Origin of the sequence: Brevundimonas sp., from assembly GCF_031412435.1 — a bacterium.
In the GTDB taxonomy this organism is placed as follows: Bacteria; Pseudomonadota; Alphaproteobacteria; order Caulobacterales; family Caulobacteraceae; genus Brevundimonas.
Genome location: NZ_JANODA010000073.1, coordinates 13,911 through 30,998, shown reverse-complemented (window position 1 = coordinate 30,998; position 17,088 = coordinate 13,911). Strand labels below are relative to the sequence as shown.

At 66.6% G+C, this 17,088-nt stretch carries 15 protein-coding genes, 1 tRNA gene and 1 rRNA gene; 7 read left to right on the top strand and 10 right to left on the bottom strand.

Annotated features, from left to right (window positions below):
- From RMO01_RS14165 to RMO01_RS14155, 3 genes are all read right to left on the bottom strand, one after another.
- Positions 1–133: ribosomal RNA gene (locus RMO01_RS14165) — 16S ribosomal RNA — on the bottom strand; the annotation flags it as partial.
- A gap of 906 nt (positions 134–1,039) precedes the next feature.
- Positions 1,040–1,468, bottom strand: a complete 429-nt coding sequence (locus RMO01_RS14160; RefSeq protein WP_309629702.1) for a CBS domain-containing protein — start codon at positions 1,466–1,468, stop codon at positions 1,040–1,042.
- Between the two features lie 62 nt (positions 1,469–1,530).
- Positions 1,531–2,214, bottom strand: coding sequence for a rhomboid family intramembrane serine protease (locus tag RMO01_RS14155; protein ID WP_309629701.1), 684 nt, complete (start codon positions 2,212–2,214; stop codon positions 1,531–1,533).
- Positions 2,215–2,421: 207 nt separating this feature from the next.
- Here RMO01_RS14155 and hfaA point away from each other — a divergent pair, with 207 nt between their 5' ends.
- The 4 genes from hfaA (at position 2,422) to RMO01_RS14135 (ending at position 8,025) form a co-directional block, all read left to right on the top strand.
- Positions 2,422–2,856, top strand: coding sequence for a holdfast anchoring protein HfaA (gene hfaA / locus RMO01_RS14150; RefSeq protein WP_309629700.1), 435 nt, complete (start codon positions 2,422–2,424; stop codon positions 2,854–2,856).
- A complete protein-coding gene (gene hfaB / locus RMO01_RS14145; RefSeq protein ID WP_309629699.1) occupies positions 2,853–3,866 on the top strand; it encodes a holdfast anchoring protein HfaB in 1,014 nt (337 codons plus the stop codon). The genes hfaA and hfaB overlap by 4 nt, the downstream gene beginning before the upstream one ends.
- Entirely contained in the window at positions 3,793–5,037 is a 1,245-nt protein-coding gene (hfaD, locus tag RMO01_RS14140; protein ID WP_309629698.1) for a holdfast anchor protein HfaD, read from the top strand. The genes hfaB and hfaD overlap by 74 nt, the downstream gene beginning before the upstream one ends.
- A 135-nt stretch (positions 5,038–5,172) precedes the next feature.
- Positions 5,173–8,025: an insulinase family protein gene (locus tag RMO01_RS14135; RefSeq protein ID WP_309629697.1), complete on the top strand. Its 2,853-nt coding sequence runs from the start codon at positions 5,173–5,175 to the stop codon at positions 8,023–8,025.
- Between the two features lie 146 nt (positions 8,026–8,171).
- On the opposite strand, the gene RMO01_RS14130 is transcribed toward RMO01_RS14135, so the two are convergent.
- Positions 8,172–9,077 carry a hypothetical protein gene (locus tag RMO01_RS14130; protein WP_309629696.1) on the bottom strand — a complete coding sequence of 302 codons (906 nt, stop codon included), beginning with the start codon at positions 9,075–9,077 and terminating at the stop codon, positions 8,172–8,174.
- Positions 9,078–9,219: 142 nt separating this feature from the next.
- On the opposite strand from RMO01_RS14130, the gene RMO01_RS14125 reads away from it, so the two are divergent.
- Positions 9,220–9,747: a PAS domain-containing protein gene (locus tag RMO01_RS14125; protein WP_309629695.1), complete on the top strand. Its 528-nt coding sequence runs from the start codon at positions 9,220–9,222 to the stop codon at positions 9,745–9,747.
- Here RMO01_RS14125 and RMO01_RS14120 read toward each other — a convergent pair.
- Positions 9,744–10,271: a gamma carbonic anhydrase family protein gene (locus RMO01_RS14120; protein WP_309629694.1), complete on the bottom strand. Its 528-nt coding sequence runs from the start codon at positions 10,269–10,271 to the stop codon at positions 9,744–9,746. The two genes, RMO01_RS14125 and RMO01_RS14120, sit on opposite strands and share 4 nt — an antisense overlap.
- Positions 10,272–10,561: 290 nt before the next feature.
- Here RMO01_RS14120 and RMO01_RS14115 point away from each other — a divergent pair, with 290 nt between their 5' ends.
- Positions 10,562–11,350, top strand: coding sequence for a PhoH family protein (locus RMO01_RS14115; RefSeq protein WP_309629704.1), 789 nt, complete (start codon positions 10,562–10,564; stop codon positions 11,348–11,350).
- 78 nt (positions 11,351–11,428) lie between these two features.
- Here the strand turns inward: RMO01_RS14115 and RMO01_RS14110 are convergent, their stop codons facing one another.
- From RMO01_RS14110 to RMO01_RS14100, 3 genes are all read right to left on the bottom strand, one after another.
- Positions 11,429–11,827: a DoxX family protein gene (locus RMO01_RS14110; protein WP_309629693.1), complete on the bottom strand. Its 399-nt coding sequence runs from the start codon at positions 11,825–11,827 to the stop codon at positions 11,429–11,431.
- A gap of 92 nt (positions 11,828–11,919) precedes the next feature.
- Positions 11,920–12,618, bottom strand: coding sequence for a pirin family protein (locus RMO01_RS14105; protein ID WP_309629692.1), 699 nt, complete (start codon positions 12,616–12,618; stop codon positions 11,920–11,922).
- Positions 12,619–12,907: 289 nt separating this feature from the next.
- Complete coding sequence (locus tag RMO01_RS14100) at positions 12,908–13,666, bottom strand: SIMPL domain-containing protein (RefSeq protein ID WP_309629691.1); 759 nt, start codon at positions 13,664–13,666, stop codon at positions 12,908–12,910.
- Positions 13,667–13,864: 198 nt separating this feature from the next.
- Between RMO01_RS14100 and RMO01_RS14095 the strand changes: the two genes are divergently transcribed.
- Positions 13,865–13,940 (top strand) — tRNA-Ile (locus tag RMO01_RS14095).
- 4 nt (positions 13,941–13,944) lie between these two features.
- Here RMO01_RS14095 and RMO01_RS14090 read toward each other — a convergent pair.
- Both RMO01_RS14090 and RMO01_RS14085 read right to left on the bottom strand, forming a co-directional pair.
- Positions 13,945–15,405: a hypothetical protein gene (locus RMO01_RS14090; protein WP_309629690.1), complete on the bottom strand. Its 1,461-nt coding sequence runs from the start codon at positions 15,403–15,405 to the stop codon at positions 13,945–13,947.
- Between the two features lie 15 nt (positions 15,406–15,420).
- Entirely contained in the window at positions 15,421–16,893 is a 1,473-nt protein-coding gene (locus RMO01_RS14085) for a sel1 repeat family protein (protein ID WP_309629689.1), read from the bottom strand.
- Positions 16,894–17,088: the final 195 nt, after the last annotated feature.

Genomic DNA, 17,088 nt, shown 5'->3' with positions numbered 1-17,088 from the left:
TATTCCGAACCAAAAGGCACGTTCCCACGTGTTACTCACCCGTCCGCCACTAACCCCGAAGGGTCCGTTCGACTTGCATGTGTTAGGCCTGCCGCCAGCGTTCGCTCTGAGCCAGGATCAAACTCTCAGGTTGAGTTGACTTCTGACCTAAGCAGATCGGATCGAAATCCGATTTGGCATTAGTTCTACGTATTATTGACGAGATCCCACGAACGCCTCTCCGAAGAGCGACGTCATGGTGTCTTTTCAAAAAGACCGCAGATGTCAGTGTCGATAGACAGTCCCGAAGGACTATCGCTAGGACACCGCCGCCTGCGTTTCTCTTTCCAGATCAACGATTTCAAAGACCGTAGAAGCCGGAGAACCGGCCCCACCGTTTAACGCCCGGTGACGGCGGAGGCGGCGATGTAGTCGCCTCGGAAGTCTGTGTCAAGAACTTCTTTTAGAAGGAGTTCCTGGGGCCGTCCCGAACCCCGTGGGACTCGGCGGAGGCGGCGTCTTGGTCGCCTCCGATTTCCGCGTCAACCAGTTCTTCAGAAGAACGGCTTCAGCGTCGTCACCGTCTCGAAAGTCGGCGGAGGCAGCGATGTAGTCGCCTCCAATTTCTGCGTCAAGTAGTTCTTTTAAAAGAACTTCTGTCGGCGTTTCCGACCCCCTGGAGGGCGGCGGAGGCGGCTACCTAAAGAAGGCCGAACTCCGTGTCAACCGGGCTTTTTGAGCCATTCTGCGGAGACGAAAACCGAGGTTTCCAGTCCGCAAAATACCACCCGGGAAAGCCTCTGAGGCTTCCCCGTTTCGTTACCGAGGCGATTCGATTGGAGCGCGGAGACTATGTGGAACCGGCCATGGAAGCAAGGAGTTTCTATTCTCCTTTTTCCTCCTGGTCCCTGGCGACTTGCGTCCCCGAGGCCCCGGCGGCCAGCCCGTCTCCGAGCGAGGTGGCGATATAAGTAGGGCCATCTTCGTCCGCAAGCGGCATTTTCGTGGCGCACGAAGATTCGCGCGGAGTCGGGTTCAGCGAGTCTTGTCGCTCAACGGCTCAGCCTGCCGATATATAGGTGCGCAGGCTTTCGGCTTCCTGGGTGGCCTCGGCGATCTGGCACTTCACCACGTCGCCGATGGAGATCACGCCGCTCAGCCGGTTGTCTTTCAGCACCGGCAAGTGGCGGATCCTGCGGTCGGTCATCCGTTCCATCAGAATCGCCACTGTCTCGCCCGGCTCGGCGAAGACCACCTCTCTGGTCATATAGGCGGACACCGGCTTGCCCAGACCGGCAGCCCCATCTGCGGCGACGGCCTTCACCACATCCCTCTCGGAGATGACGCCGACCACGCGATCGCCGTCACAGACCATCAGGGCGCCGACCCGCCGGCTGTCCAGCTCGGCGCAGGCGTCGGCGAGGGTGATGTCGGGCGCAACGCTGAATACGTCACCTCCCTTGTTTTTGAGGATTTCAGCGACCAGCACAGTGCGGTTCCTTCCCTTGTGTTCTTGGGAGCGGCCGCCGGCCCGAAGGACTTGGAGCCGCTTCAGTTCAGAGGATCGCCCAGACCGCCCGACGAATCAAACCTTTCGTCCGGCCGCGCGAACAGGCGCGCCAGGGGGCCGATGGCCAGAATGCCGAACAGGAAGCCGAAGGCGTGGGCCTCCCAGGCGATTCTCGCGCCGTCGACTCCAGGCGCGAACCCGATCAGGCCGACGACGGCGTTGACGGCCATCCAGGCGATGGAGGTGGTGATGACCCCGCGACTGGTCAGGGGCAGGACCCGCCCTCCCCCGCCAAGCAGGCGAGTCGCGGCCCCGATCAGGCCGAAAACGGCGCCCGACGCGCCGACCAGTGGATCGGGGCTGCCGAGGTGGACCAGGCCATAGCCCAGCGTCGCAAAAATTCCGGCGCATATATAAAGTGCAAGAAACACTCCCACGCCGACGGATCCGCGGAACAGCCTCGCGACCGGCGCGCCGAAGGTCAGAGCCGCCACCGCATTCATCAGCGCATGCACCCAGCCGCCGTGCACCAGCATGGAGGTGACCAGCCCGCTGTAGCGCCCGTCGGCCAGATCGATGGGCGCGAAGGCCAGCCCCAGCCAGTTGTCGCGGGACCGCTCCTGAAAGACGTAGAGCGCCGGCATCGAGGCGGCCAGCAGCACGGCCAGCAGCGGCGCATTGAAGATGCGTTCCCTCGGGGGCGGACCGGCGAATCGGTCGGGCATTGGCTCCATCCCGCTCAAATGCGGAAAGGCGGCAGCGATCTCAAGCGCTTCCTGTCCTGCCTTCGAAAATCGGGCGGTATCGCCCCAGGCGACCAACGACTTGCCGTATCAAGCACAGCAATAAGCGCTTCTTAATAACCATATCCCATTTTGGCACGCGGACCGCGCCTCGCGGCCGCTGATCGTGTATGCGTGGGATTGGCCGAAATGCCCTTCAAGAGGACGTCCATCGCCCTGCTGGCCGTCGCGCTGGCGGCTCCGGTCGCAGCTTTCGCGCAGGCGAGCGGCTCGGCCGGGCTGTCGAGCATGCAGAACGGCTATGGCGGCGCGCGGCAGTCGGTCAGCGCGGCCCAGACCGGATCGACGCGGGATGCCAACGGCAATCGCCTGATCGTCGATGGAATCATCCAGGCCGGCGCCTCCTCCTATTCCCGCCAGTCCGGCGGCGTGTCGAACACCTACTCCGGGGGCGTCGGCGCCTCGCAGGGCACGACGATCGCGGGCTCCACCGCAATCGGCAACAATCTGAACGTGGTGGTCCAGGGCAGCCACAACACGGTCATCGTCAACTCGCGCCAGACCAATACGGGCAATGTCACTGCCCGAACGGATCTGACCGGCACCCTGACAGGCTTCGAATGATCCCGCGCACCCTTTCTCCCCGACTGAGAGGCGGCGTCGTCGCCGTCGCGGTCGCCGCGCTCCTGTCTGCCTGCGTCAGTCCCGTAGCGGGACCGGGCGGTCTCTACGCCCGGCCGATCGGCAATGCGCCGGTGACGGCGAACCCGACCCCCTACTCCCCGGCGCTCTACTGCCTCGCTGACTACGCCAGGCGCTACAACCTGCCCTCGCCCCGCATGGCGATCGGGCGGATCAGCGACTACACAGGCACGGTCTCCGCCGACGGCGGCCGTCAGATCACCGGCGGCGCCTCGCTGATGGCCTTCTCCGCCCTGGCCAAGTCCGGCGCCCGGATGGTCGAGCGCTATGACACCTCCATCTCGGAGATGGAGCTGCGCTATGCCAACAACCGCCTGATCGGCGACGAAGGTCCCGATCAGCCCGCCGACGCCAACTATCGCCGCATCCTCGCGGGTCAGGTGCCCGGTTCCGACTTCTACATCGTCGGCGGCATCACCGAGGTGAACTACAACATCCGCTCGGCCGGCTTCGACGCCGCCGTGGGGGAAACCGACACCGACGTCCCCGGCTCGGGCATCCTGCAGGGCAAGATCTATGTGATGAACATCGCCCTGGACCTGCGTCTGGTTCAGACCACCACGCTCGAGGTCGTCGATGTCATCTCCTACCAGAAGCAGATCATCGGCCGCGAAATCTCCGCCGGCGTCTTCGACTTCCTCAACGGCAACGTCTTCGACGTATCGGCGGGAACGGGCGGGATGGAGCCGGTCCAGCTGGCGGTCCGCGCCCTGATAGAGCGGGCGACCGTGGAGATGATGGCCAACCTGTACGGCGCGCCCGGCCCTGAAGTCTGCCTCGACACCGCCAACGACCCTCTGAACACGGTGGGCGGGACCGGCGGCTACTACGCCGCTTACGACAACACGGGAACGAACAATGGCCAGACTCGCGCCGAACCGTCTCGCTGGCACGCTGGCCGCGACGGCGATGTGCGTCGCAGCCGCTACTGAGGCCTTCGCTCAGGACCGTTCGATCGTCCTGAACCAGCAGCTTCAGCTCGGCGACGTCATCGCGGGCCAGACCCTGAACGTCGAAGGCGCGACCGGCGAAGTGGCCGTGAACAACGCCGCCCAGGGCAACAGCCTGTCCGGCTCGGTCGAGAACGATTCGCTGGCCCTGACCTCGACCCAGACCATGCGCGGCAATACCCGTGCGACGACCACAATGACGCTGACCGGTGACACCGAGGGACCGGTCAATGCGGAGACCCAGGCGCGCGGCAACTATCTGGCGGCCGGGGCCTACGGCGCCGACCTGACGATCGAGTCGAACCAGAGCGTCGAGCCGTCGGAGGTCACAGCCTCCTCCACGATCACCGGATCGAATGCGCGACTGATCGGCGGCGCCTCGATCGGTGTCACAGCCATCGCCAACTCGACCGCAATCGGGGCGAGCGGCTCCCATGTCGAGGGCACGGTGATACAGAACTCCTCGGCCGGCGTTCGCGCCGACAATTTCGCCGGCACTCAATACATCCCCGAGACCGGCGAGTTCATCAGCCAGTCGATCGGCAACTCCGTCCTGGTCAACTCCGGCGTCGCCTCCAGCCAGGACCTGACCATCCGCCAGCGTCAGGCCGGCGATCAGGTCACCGCCTCCACCAGCGCCAACTCCGGCAATGCCTGGGATCTGGCCGGTCGGGCGCGGGCCACGGGCAACCAGGCGGTGCTTTACAATCAGGGCGGCTCGGCCGTCGTGACGAGCGACCAGTCCAACCTGTCCCGGATCCAGACCGCCAGCCGCGTGACCAGCTACGATTTCGGCGCGGCGACCTCGAACGCCTACGGGACCGGCAACGAGGTCTCGATCGGCAACAACGATCGCTATCTGCAGATCGACAATTCCCAGGTGAACTCCGGCGGGGTCGAGGTCTCGTCGACCTTCGAAGGCACGAACGGCTACGATGCCCATGTCGCGGCCGAGGCCGTGGGCAACTCGGTCACCGGCTATGCCTGCTCCGCCTGCGACGGCACGATGGATGTCACGAACGTCCAGACGAACTCCGGAAACGTCACAGCCACCGCCTCCACGACCATTCGCGGAAGCGGCCGTGCGGTGGCCACCGGAGCCAACGCCATCGGCAACGCCGCGACCTTCTACGTCTCGCGTCCGGGAACCTGACGTAAAGTTCATTTTACACCCGCGCCGGTTCGGAGCGAAGGTGATGACAACCGGCGGGGGGACCGTCGGGTTCATATCGTCATCTCTGTTTGGCCGCGCCTGCCCCGGTGCGGCTACCGTTCCACCGGAGCCTGCATGTCCAACGTCCGTCGCCTTCTTCTCGTCGCCGCCTCCGGGCTGGCGCTTCTCAGCGCCATGCCTGCCGTCGCCCAGACAACGGCCCAGCCTTCGGCGCCGTGGGCCCAGTCCGCCAGTGACATTCCCGCCGATTCGAACGTTCGCTTCGGAGTCCTGCCCAACGGCATGCGCTACGCGATCCTGCGCAACGCCACGCCTCCGGGTCAGGCCAGCCTGCGTCTGCGGATCGATGCGGGTTCGCTGATGGAGACCGACGACCAGCAGGGCCTGGCCCACTTCATGGAGCATATGGCGTTCAACGGGACGACCAATATCCCGGAGAACGAGCTGCTGCGTATCCTCGAGCGGCTGGGCCTGGCTTTCGGAGCCGATACCAACGCCTTCACCAGTCTGGATCAGACCGCCTACATTCTGGAGCTGCCGCGAACGGATGACGAGACGGTCGATGCGGCCCTTCGCATCATGCGCGAACAGGTGTCCGAGGCCCTGATGGCCGCGGACGCGATCGACGCGGAGCGGGGTGTCATCCAGGGCGAGGAGCGGACCGGCAACTCGCCGGGTCGACGGGCCTTCGAGGCCCAGCTCGCCTTGCTCGCCCCTGGCCAACGGGCGTCCGAACGACTCCCGATCGGCGATATGGACGTGATCCGGACCGCACCCCGGGAGCGTTTCGTGGCCTTCTACGAAGCCTATTACCGCCCTTCGCGGGCGACCTTCTTGGCCGTCGGTGATTTCGACGTCGACCAGATGGAGGCCAAAATCCGCGGCGCCTTCGAAGGGTGGGAGCCCAAGGCGGCGGATGGTCCCGAACCGGACCTCGGTCAGGTCGCAACCCGGGGGGCCGAAACCCGCATTCTGGTCGAGCCGGGGGTGCAATCCACCGTGGAGCTGAACTGGATCCAGAATCCCGATCTCGACCCCGACACCCTCGCCGAGCGGCGGTCGAGACTGGTGCGCAGCCTGGGCCTGGCGGTCCTGAACCGCCGTCTCGGGGAGCTGGCGCGGGCCGACAATCCGCCCTTCATCGCCGCCGGGAGCCAGAGCGAGACCTTCTTCAACAGCCTTGACCGGGGGTTCGTGACCGCGGCCTTCAACCCGGGCGGTCTTCAGCGCGCGCTGTCGACGATCGAGCAGGAGAAACGCCGTCTGGTCGAGTTCGGCGTGACCGACGCCGAGCTGGCCCGCGAGATCACGGACACGCGCGCCCGGCTGGAGAACGCTGTGGCGGCCGTTGCGACCCGCACCACCCCTGGCCTGGCCAACTCACTGTTGAACGCCGTTAACGCCGATCGCGTCTTCGCAACGCCCCAGACGACGCTCGAAATCTTCAACAGCACGGTCGAGGGACTGACTCCCGCCACGGTCAATACCGCCGTCGCCTCGGTCTTCCAGGGGCAGGGCCCGCTGGCCTCCGTAGTGACCCCCGAGCCGATCGAAGGCGGTGAGGCGGCCGTGACAGCGATGCTGGAAGCGTCCCAGGCCGTGGCGGTCACTGCCCCGCAGGCCCAGGCCGCCCTTGAATGGCCGTACGCCGAGTTCGGAGCCCCGGCCCAGCCGACGTCGCGCCGCGAGATTGCCGACATCGGCGCCACCGTCGTGACCTTCGCCAACGGCACGACCCTGACCGTCAAGCCGACGACCTTCCGCGACGAGCAGATCCTGGTGAGCGTCCGCACCGGTCTCGGCGAACTGGGCCTGCCGACGGACCGCAGCGATCCCCGCTCGTTGGCCGGCTTCGTCTTTACAGCAGGCGGCCTGGGCAAGCTTACCGCCGACGAGCTGAACCGGGTCCTGAGCGGCCGCATATACGGCGCGAACCTGGCGGTCGGGGGCGACGCCTATCAGCTGTCGGGGGCCACGCGTCCGCAGGATCTGGACCTGGAGATGCAGGTCCTGACCGCCTTCCTGACCGACCCCGCTGTGCGCCCCGCGCCCTTCGAACAGATCAAGACGCGATGGCCGCAAATCATCGCCCAGCAGATGGCGACGCCCGGCGGCGCCTTCGGCCTGCAGGCCGGCGCGCTTCTGGCCTCCGGCGACGCCCGTCAGAGTCTGCCTACGGCGACGGACGTGGCCGCCTGGACCAACGATCAGCTCAAGTCGGATCTGATCGAAGGCCTGTCGCAGGGGCCGGTCGATGTCGTGATGGTGGGTGACGTGACCGTCGACGCCGCGATCGCCGCTGTGAGCGCGACCCTGGCCGCCCTGCCCGCGCGCGGCCCCGCTCCGACGCCGGCGGTCGGTGCGGATATCCTGCGCTTCCCAGCCGGCACGGCCGAGCCGGTGCGTCTGACCCACACGGGGCCGGCCGAACAGGCGTTGGGCTATATCGCCTGGCCGACGACCGATTCGATCGGCGACGAGACGCAGTCGCGCAAGGCCCGGATTCTGGCGGCGGTGATGGAGCTGCGCGTCACAGAGGAAGTCCGCGAGAAACAGGCTCTGGCCTATTCGCCCGGTGTCGGCGCCTCGTCTTCGGACGTCTATGCCGGCTACGGTTCCATCTCCGTCACCGCGCAGACGACGCCAGAGAACCAGGCCAGGCTGTTCGAAGCGGTCGACATGATCGCCGCGTCTCTGCGGGACACGCCGATCACGGAGGATGAGCTGACCCGGGCGCGCGCTCCGATCATCGAAACGCTGCGTCGTAGCCAGGCCGGCAACGAGTTCTGGCTGGGAGCCCTGGAGGGCGTCGCGGCCGACCCCGCCGAGGTCGAGCAGATCACAACCCTGATCACCGACTTCGAGGCGGTCACCCCTGCGGACGTCCAGGCTGCGGCCCGCCAGTATCTGGTCCAGGACAAGGCGTGGAAGGCCTCGGTGGTCTCGTCGGCGACTCCTGCGCAGTAGGACGAAAAAGGCCCCGGGGCTTTCGCTCCGGGGCCAAGTCTTCACTCAGGATCGCCGGCGATGACCGACGATCGGACATTACGCTCCAACAGATGCGCTCAGGCTGAACGTCGCGTTGTCCGCCGTTCAGGTAACGCAGACGGTTTCTAGAAGACCCGGCCGCCGACCCCGCCGTCCAGCATCATGGTCGCGCCAACGATCGAAGCGCCCTGCGCCATCACGGTCTCCTCGCGGTATTCGGTGTAAATCTCCTCACGGATCCAGGTGACCACTTTCACGCCGGCGCCGTAGCGGCGCAGCAGCGAACGCTCGTTGCAGTCGCGTTCCTGACGCTGGACCCGGCAGGTGATCGCGCCGGACCGGTCGCGCCACAGGGCGTTGCCCTTCTCGCAGGCGAAGGTCTCGCCGCCCTGACCGCCATGGCCGACCTGACCCGACCACTCGGACCATGTGACCTGCAAATGGGTGCCGGCGATGCAGCGGAACAGTTCGCCCTCATAGCTGTCGGCGATGTCGCGGTCGGGAATGACCTGTGACGCAGGATGCGGGATGTCACGATCGTCGATGCAGAAGGCCTGGATCACGACGCGCTTTTCCCAGCGACGGCGAGCTTCGTAGGGTACGCGCACAACCTGGGCGACCGCCCCGGCCTCGACGTTCAGGTTCTGGATGACCGTCGGATAGGGCTGTTCGACGCTGAAATAGGCCGAACCGCCGCCACCGCCGCGCAGATTGCCGTAGCCGCCCACACGAGCGTTGATCCCGGCGCGCGCCGCCGCCGAAGCGTTGGAGTTGGCGTTCGCATTGACGTTGACGTTGATGTTGATGTCGCCCGGCGGCGGATAGTCCGGCGGTCCGGGATGCTCGCAGCAATCCGGCGGCGGCGGCGGGGGAGGCGGAGGGGGCGGAGGCTGACAGCCCGTGTCGCACGGCGGCGGGGGCGGCGGCGGGCAGCCCGCCGTGCACTGGGCGGAGCCGGCGGCGCTGGCCAGGCTCCAGAGGCCGGCGGCGCCCGCGAGGGCCGGTAGCCAGGTCTTGATCCGCACCCGCATGGGCTGGGCTCCTGCAAACAACTAGCGGCGTCGCGCGGGGCGCGGGCCGGTTCAGCCTGACATCTGGCGGCAAAGGTCTTTCGTTTCCGTTAGCTAAAGGCGCGGCCCGGGGCTTGCGCCACGCCTGTCGAAGGCGAGGGCGATGTTTCATCCCGGCACGCAAAATCTGATCGACCACTGGGCGGCCCTGCCCGAGGCCGGCCGGATTCCCGCGCGCGCGTCGTTCGAGCCAATGCGGATGGGCCGGCTGGTCCCCCAGCTATTCACCGCCGACCGGGCCAGCGAGGGCGCGACTTTCCGTCTGGCCGGCGCCTGGATCGAGACCCTGCACGCGCGGCCGATGCGCGGCGTCTCATGGCTTGAGCTGTGGGCTCCGACGAGCCGGCCGTTGGTGGCCAGCGCTGTGGTGCAGACCTTCCGCGAGGCCCGTCCTGTGGTGATGGTCGCCGAGGCCTCGCGGCTTCGGGGCGTGCTCGAGATCGTCATAGCACCGCTGCGCCAGCCGGACGGCACGGCGGATCGCCTGATCGGCCTCTATCAGCCGGTGGCCGAACAGGAACGCCGCCGCGAGGCTGTCGGGCCCCTGACGGCGCGGCTGTCGATCGGTGTTGGCACGCCCAGCCGCGCGCCGCTGACGCTGGCGGCGCTCGACGGACGACGGATCGCCTAGACCGTTTTCAACTCCGCCGCATACCGCTTCCAGTTCTGAGCATAGTGCTGCGCCGAGACCGTCAGGGCGGCGATCTGCCCTTCGTCTAGTTCACGGATCACCTTGCCCGGCTGACCCATCACCAGGGAGCCGTCGGGGATGACCTTGCCTTCGGGGATCAGGGCGTTGGCGCCGATAAGACAGTTCTTGCCCACGACCGCCCGGTTCAGGATCACGGCGCCGATGCCGATCAGGCTGTTGTCGCCGATCGTGCACCCGTGAAGCATGACCTTGTGCCCCACGGTCACGTCGCGGCCGATGATCAGGGGCGAGCCCGGGTCGGAATGCAGGACGCTGCCGTCCTGGATGTTCGTATTCTCGCCAATGATCATCGTCTCGTTGTCGGCCCGGACCGTGGCCCCGAACCAGACGCTGGCGCCCGGCTTCAGAATCACGTCTCCTATGACGACAGCATTGTCCGCGATCCAGTATTCGCCTTCGGGCGGAAGCTGCGGTTTCTTGTCCGCCAGCGAATAGATCGTCATCGAAACATCATCCTCTGCTTAAACGAATGCGCCTTTAACACTTCGGAAACCACGTTAGCATCAATCTGTTGACGCGATTCGAGGTCGTCCTTTCGACCCCGGGTCCGAAGCCGGATCAATCCCGGTCCGGTCAGAGTCTTGGGGGCGTGCGTGACGCGTTCGGGTATGCGGCGGGTTCTCCCGCTGGATGTGGGATACATCTCCGACCCCGGATGCCGCTTCTGCGCCTCCCCTCTCCTCCCCACCCTCGTTCGAGGCGATGCTTTCGCAGCATCGCCTTTTTTCATGCCCTGGAGGCACTGATGACCAAGCGTGCAGCCCTGAAGCGTCAATCCCGCGAAGGCGGAGCCTTCGACGGCCCCGACTATGGCCAGGACACGAAAGTCCGCCGCTTGCCGACGCCACACACCCGAGGGGGGTGGTCGCCGCATCCGTCAAACGACGACCGCGACCAGGCCTATCTTAAGACGCTGAAGCCCAAGTCCGAGGGTCAGGCCGCACTGTTGAACGCCATCGACACCTCCAACCTGTGCGTGGCGCTCGGTCCGGCAGGCACGGGCAAGACCTATCTGGCGGTCGCCAAGGCGGTCGAGGCGCTGGAAGCGGGCAAGGTCGGACGCATCGTCCTGTCCCGCCCCGCCGTGGAGGCCGGCGAATCGATCGGCTTCCTGCCCGGCGCGATGGAGGACAAGCTGGCCCCCTATCTGCGGCCGCTCTACGACGCCCTGTCGGACCGGCTGACGATGAAACGGGTCGGGGCGCTGATGGCCGAAGGGCTGATCGAGATCGCGCCGGTCGGCTATATGCGCGGCCGTACCCTGAACAACGCCTTCATCGTCATCGATGAGGCCCAGAACTGCACCTATGTGCAGCTGAAAATGCTGCTGACGCGACTGGGCTGGCACTCGACCATGGTGGTCACCGGCGATCCGGGGCAGACGGACCTCCTGCCCTCGCTGTCCGGGCTGGCGGATATCGCGGCCCGTCTGGAGGCGGTGCCGGAGATCTCGGTCGTGCGCCTGGCCGAAGGGGACATCGTCCGTCATCCGCTGGTGGCGAGCATGATCGGGGTTCTCTGACCTCACCGACCCGACAAGGAAAAGGAAAAGGCCGGCGGATCGCAGGATCCGCCGGCCTTCTTCATTTCAGCGATGGGTTCAGCGCTTCTTCGCGCCGTCCAGGCTCCAGGCGCCGGGGCCCGAGGTCACCAGATAGAGGAAGATGAAGCAGAACAGGATGGCCGCGTCGCCGCCGTTGACGGCGGGATACGGGCTGGAGGGCGCGTGGAACATCCAGTAGGCCACCGCCATCATGCCCGACAGGACGAAGGCGGTCGGGCGGGTGAACAGGCCCAGGATGATCAGGACCCCGCCCACGGTCTCCAGAACGCCGCCGACGCCCATAAGGGTGGCGATCTCCTGCTGGCCCGGCTGGGCCCCTTCGGGGAAGCCGAACAGCTTGATGACGCCATGGGCGAGGAAGGACAGGCCGGTGACGATACGCAGGATCGCCAAGGCTTCGGGTTGCCAGCGCGAGGCGCCATTGAAGACGTTCATGTATTTTACCCCTGTCTGTGAGTCGCGTTGAAGAATGCGGTCCGTATAGCGACGCTACGCCAAACGGAACGCCGGGCAAGTCAGCCCTTTGATCAGGCTGCGTCGACCAGGACGATCTCCGCGTCGTTGACGGCCGTGACCGTGATCGTCGCCTCGTTCGAGATGGCCGCGCCGTCGCGGGCGTTCAGGCGGACGCCATTGACCTCGACCTCGCCGATGGCGGGGACCAGATAGCCGCGACGCGTGGCGCCCAGAGGATAGACAGCGCTCTCACCGGCTTTGAGTGTCGCGCCAACGATGCGGGCGTCGGTGCGGATCGGCAGGGCGTCGCCATCGCCCTCGAAGCCCGAAGCCAGGACCACGAACTGACCGGCGCGGTCACCCTTGGGGAAGGGTTTGGCGCCCCAGGCCGGGGCTTCGCCGCGCTTCGTGGGCTCGATCCAGATCTGGAAGATGCGGGTCAGGATCGGTTCGGCGTTGTACTCCGCGTGGCGGATGCCGGTGCCAGCGCTCATGACCTGGACGTCGCCGGCCTCGGTGCGGCCCTTGTTGCCCAGACTGTCCTCGTGGGTGATCGCCCCTTCGCGGACATAGGTGATGATCTCCATGTCAGAGTGCGGATGGGGCGGAAAGCCCGAGCCGGCGGCGATCTCGTCGTCGTTCCAGACGCGCAGATTGCCCCAGCTCATCCGTGCCGGGTCATAGTAGTTGGCGAAGGAGAAATGGTGTTTGGCGTTCAGCCAGCCGTGGTTGGCGCCGCCCAGGCTCTCGAACGGTCTGCGCTCGATCATTGAAGTCTCTCCGGCCGCAGGACATCCCGCAGCGCTGTTGCTCGGACGGTAACATAGGGGGCCCGGAGAGAACTGCAACAGTAGTAGTGTCGAATAATAGAGCCCTCTACCCTTTTGGGAGAGGGAGGCGGCGCACGAGAGCGTAGCGATCGTCCTTGCGCCGGTGGGTGAGGGGTGACGCCGGACATCAACCGGTGAGCGCACCAAAACCCCTCACCCTTTCGCGCAAGTCCGCTCGCGATGCTCGCGGGCGCTCAAGCCCTCTCCCACAAGGGGAGAGGGGGCCGAGTCAGTTGCCCAGATCGTAGGTCCCGGTGATGTCGATCCGCACGGTCATCTCGCCGGCTGCGACCGGGGTCGAGGCGTCGGCGGACTGCATCCGGGCCATGGCGTAAACCGGCATAGGCTGAGGCTGATAACCGCCGCCTTCGTTCAGCGAGCGAATGCCGCCCAGTTCGACGCCCAAGGCCTGGGCGTACAGGCGCGCCTTGTCCTGCAGGGCGCGGACGGCCAGGACGCGGGCCTGGTCCTCGGCGCCCTTGGGATCCTTGAGGCCGAACGAGATGCCGTTGATCTGGTTGACGCCGGCGCCGACCACCGCGTCCGCCGTCGTGCCGACCTTCGTCAGGTCGTTGATGATCACCGTGACCTGGTTGGAGGCCTGATATCCGCGCAGGCGGGGCGGCTGGTTCTCGACGTAGTCGTACTGGGCCGAAAGGTTCAGGCCCGAGGTCTGGATGTCGCGGTCGGCGATGCCGGCGCGGCTCAGGGCGGCGAAGACTTCCTGCATGCGGCGCGCGTTGTCGGCCATGGCGGCCTGGGCCGTCGCGGCCTCCGTCTGAACGCCGAAGGTGATGGTGGCCATGTCGGGCGCGACCCGGACCTCACCATAGGCGGACAGGTTGAGGGCGGGCTGGGCGGCCATGGCGTGCACCTGCATCGGAGTGGTGGCGGCGGATTGCGCGAAGGCGGCCGGGGCGGCGAAGGCGGTCAGGGCGGCGGCTGCCAGAAAGGCGCGGGGCATCAGGGCCTTGAAAGTGCGGGTCATGGAAGAATCCTCATCGAGAACGAAACCTGGGACGACCCCCGTTCTCTGCGAGGGCCGTGGCGGAACCTTGGCCGTTAACGCCTGAACAGAGGGGATGGTCGCACCTGCAGAAACCGTTCATCGGGATGAAATCGCCGACAGGGTCAGGCCTCTTTACCCGGCGTAGCCGCCCCTGCTAGGCCGGTCGTTCACCATCGGGGGCGCGTAGCTCAATGGTTAGAGCCGACCGCTCATAACGGTCTGGTTGGGGGTTCGAGTCCCTCCGCGCCTACCACCGCCTAGCGCCGCCAGCGATCCTCGCCACGGATCCGGCCGCCGTCGACATAGCGGCCGCTGGAATCGTACCAACCGTCGCCCTGCTGGAACCGGCCGTAGTTGTCCGGCAAGTAAGAATAGTCGTCGTACGGATCACCGTAGGCGCCGTCCATCTCGTCCCACCAGTCGCGGGGATAGGCGGTGAACTGGCATTCGTACCCCTGATCGGGACGCTGGTACCATTGCGGCGCATAGCGGTCGCGATAGCGGGCCTCCCAGCGCGGTCGGCACAGTTCGTCGGACCAGACCCGGTTGCCCGAGGCGTCCAGGGTGGCGCGATACTCGCGGTCGAAGACCTCGCGCATGCCGACGAAGGTGTTGTTGGTGACGATGGCCCGGCCGGACTGGACCGCCACGCCGACCGAACCGGCGCGGATGCGACTGTCGGACAGGGTCAGTTCGCCGTTGTAGAGAACCGCGCCCTTGTCGGACCGGCATATCTTGGAGCCCGAGATCGTGACCGAAGCCCCTTCGACCGCCACGCCTTCGGAAAAGCCGCAGATCCGGGTGTTGACGACCTCGACCCGGCCGTAGTCGCGGCGCGACCGCACCGCCAGACCAATGGAGCGGGGCCCGAAGTTGTTCGGTGTCTCGGTCCCGCTGAGGGTCACCGAATCGATTCGCGACGGATCGGCATTTCCGGGCACGATCTCGATGCCGGACTGGGAGCCGGAGATCACTGTTTCCCATAGATTCAGAGTCGCGCCGTCGGCGACGATGGCCGGGGCGATGGTCTGGGCGTCGATGATGGTGTCGCGCAGATCGACCGCTCCTCCGTCGGCGTAGATGGCCGCCTCGTCGCCCGCATGGCGGATGCCGAGGCGGTTGGCGACGATCTGGCCGCCGTAGCTGACAATACAGGCCGCGTCGCCGCCGCGTGGCGAGGCCAGAACGACATCGCGGAGCTCAAGCCGCACGCCGGACGCCACGGTGATGCAGGGCAGGCCGTCGGGCGCCTGAAGCGTGATCGCCGAACCCTCGTTCCAGCGGCGCGGATCAAACCCACCCTCGCCGACGATGGTCATGGGCTTGTCTACGTTCAGCCAGCCGACGCAGGCGCCGCCCCGTGCGCGGATGACCAGGGTGCCGCCGGGACGCACGCGCTGGACCGCCGCCTCGACGCCGCCCGTGCCCGGATTGCCGCCGCAGTCGACGAGGACGATCTCCTCGCCCCCGGGCGTGAACGGGCTGCCATAGGGGGCCTGATAGCCGGGATTCCAGCCCGGGCGGTGCGTGCCGTAATTCCAGTGGCGAGGCCGGTTCTGGCGGCGGCTCTGGCTCGCGGGCGGGTCCAGCAGCAGGCCGAAGTTCGGGCGCGTCTGGCTTTCAACCCGGGCGGCGGTCTGGGCCTGGACCTCCGGGGCAGCGACCGTCAGGCCGGCGGCGATGGCGAGGGCGGAGAGGGCGAGAGTGAACGTCTTCATCGGATCAGCCCCTCCTTAGCGGCGCTGCGAACGGGAAACCTGGGCCAGAACGGCCTGCAGGCGAGAGGCGGACGGGCCGAAGCCGGCCAGCGCCGAATCGATGCGGAAGGCCACGGCCTCCGCCTTGTCCTGATCCGCCACCCCGGCGACGCCGAGGGCGAAATAGGTCGACATGGCGAACTTGGCCTCGGGCGAGCCCTGCTTGTCGGCCTGGGAATACCAGTGGAAGGCACGAGCGTAGTCGGGCGGGACCCCGATGCCCTCGGAGTACATGACCGCCAGCACCAGCTGGGCCTCGGACGAGCCGTTCACCGCCGCCAGCTGGATGGCGCGGACCATCTCCAGATAAGAGAGTCGCGATTCCATGTTGTGGCCAAGCATGGCCTCCAACGTCTGGACCTGGCGGGCCGACAGGTCGTTCGGAGCGTTCTTCACGTCCTCCGTCACGCCGAGGTAGCGCAGGGCGCGGCCGACGTGGACGAAGGGCAGTTCGGTCATCCGGCCCAGGGCGTACTCATAGGCGTCGCCGCGTGGGCGGCTTTCGTCCGAGAAGGGCACGCCTGAAGCCGGGGCTTCGTTCGGATAGAATTCATAGGGCGGCACCCACTGGCGCGCCTTGGCCTCGACGAAGGCGCCGTAGCGTGACCGCCCGGGCGAGGACCGCTCGAAATCCTTCAGCAGAACATAGGCCCCGACGTCGCCGGTCTGAACCGCCAGGTAGTTGTACAGGTAGGCGTCGACGTCGTTCCGGGGGAACAGGCTGACCGCCGCGTAGTAGCCGGCGCGGCGGCGATCCGGCTGGCCGCCGGCGTTGCGACCCCAGGCCTCGCGCGCCTGGGCGTTGTCCTGAGGCTCGCCGAACGGGCCGTAGAGGGCGTCGTGCAGCCGGGCCAGGGCGCGGAAACCGTCGGCGTCCTGGGTCGACAGGACATAGATGATCCTGTTCCGGACCTCGGACTGCTCGTCCATCGTCATGCGCGAGAGCTGGACGTCCAGCCGCTCATAGGCGACGTGGCGTTCCCAGGCGCGGCAGTCGTCATAGCGCGACACGTTCCGCAGCCCGCCGAAGAGGCCGCCGCGATCCGCCCGGTTGATCGGGGCGTAGCCCTCGTCATTGGCCAGGGCCATGCCGGTCCAGACCGCGCTCTCGATCGGGTCCTCGATATTCTTGTCGGTGGCGCGCAGCGCTGCGTAGCGGGCGCCGAGTTCGAGTTGGGCGAAGAAATCACCGCGGAAGGCTGCGCGCCGGAGCTGGCGCAGACCGGCTTCCTGCGCGTTGAACTCCGAACCGGTGACGGACTGTGGTCGGGGACAGGCGTTGGCGGCCGCGTTGTCGCCCTTGCGCCAGAAGGCCGGGCCGGTATCGCTGCAACCTGCGACGGCCCCGGCGGTCACGGCCAGTGCGGCGATGACGGCGACGGCCATGATCGGCCCCCGCAGGCGGGAGCCTCGCGAGCGGTCGTCATCTCCGGCGTCGCGGTCGCGCATTCCCTCACCCGTTTCCCACGCAGCCCAACAGCAGCTCGGCGTTAACCATTTCCCAAACCAGCGGTCTGGTCCAGTGAACTTCCGATCATGGTTAACGCCGTTTTGCGACAAAGCGTTGCCGCAAGGCGGCCGAAATCGTGTCCAGCCAAGCTTAGCCTACAGAAAACAGTGGTTTGCGCCTGAGGGACGAGCCCT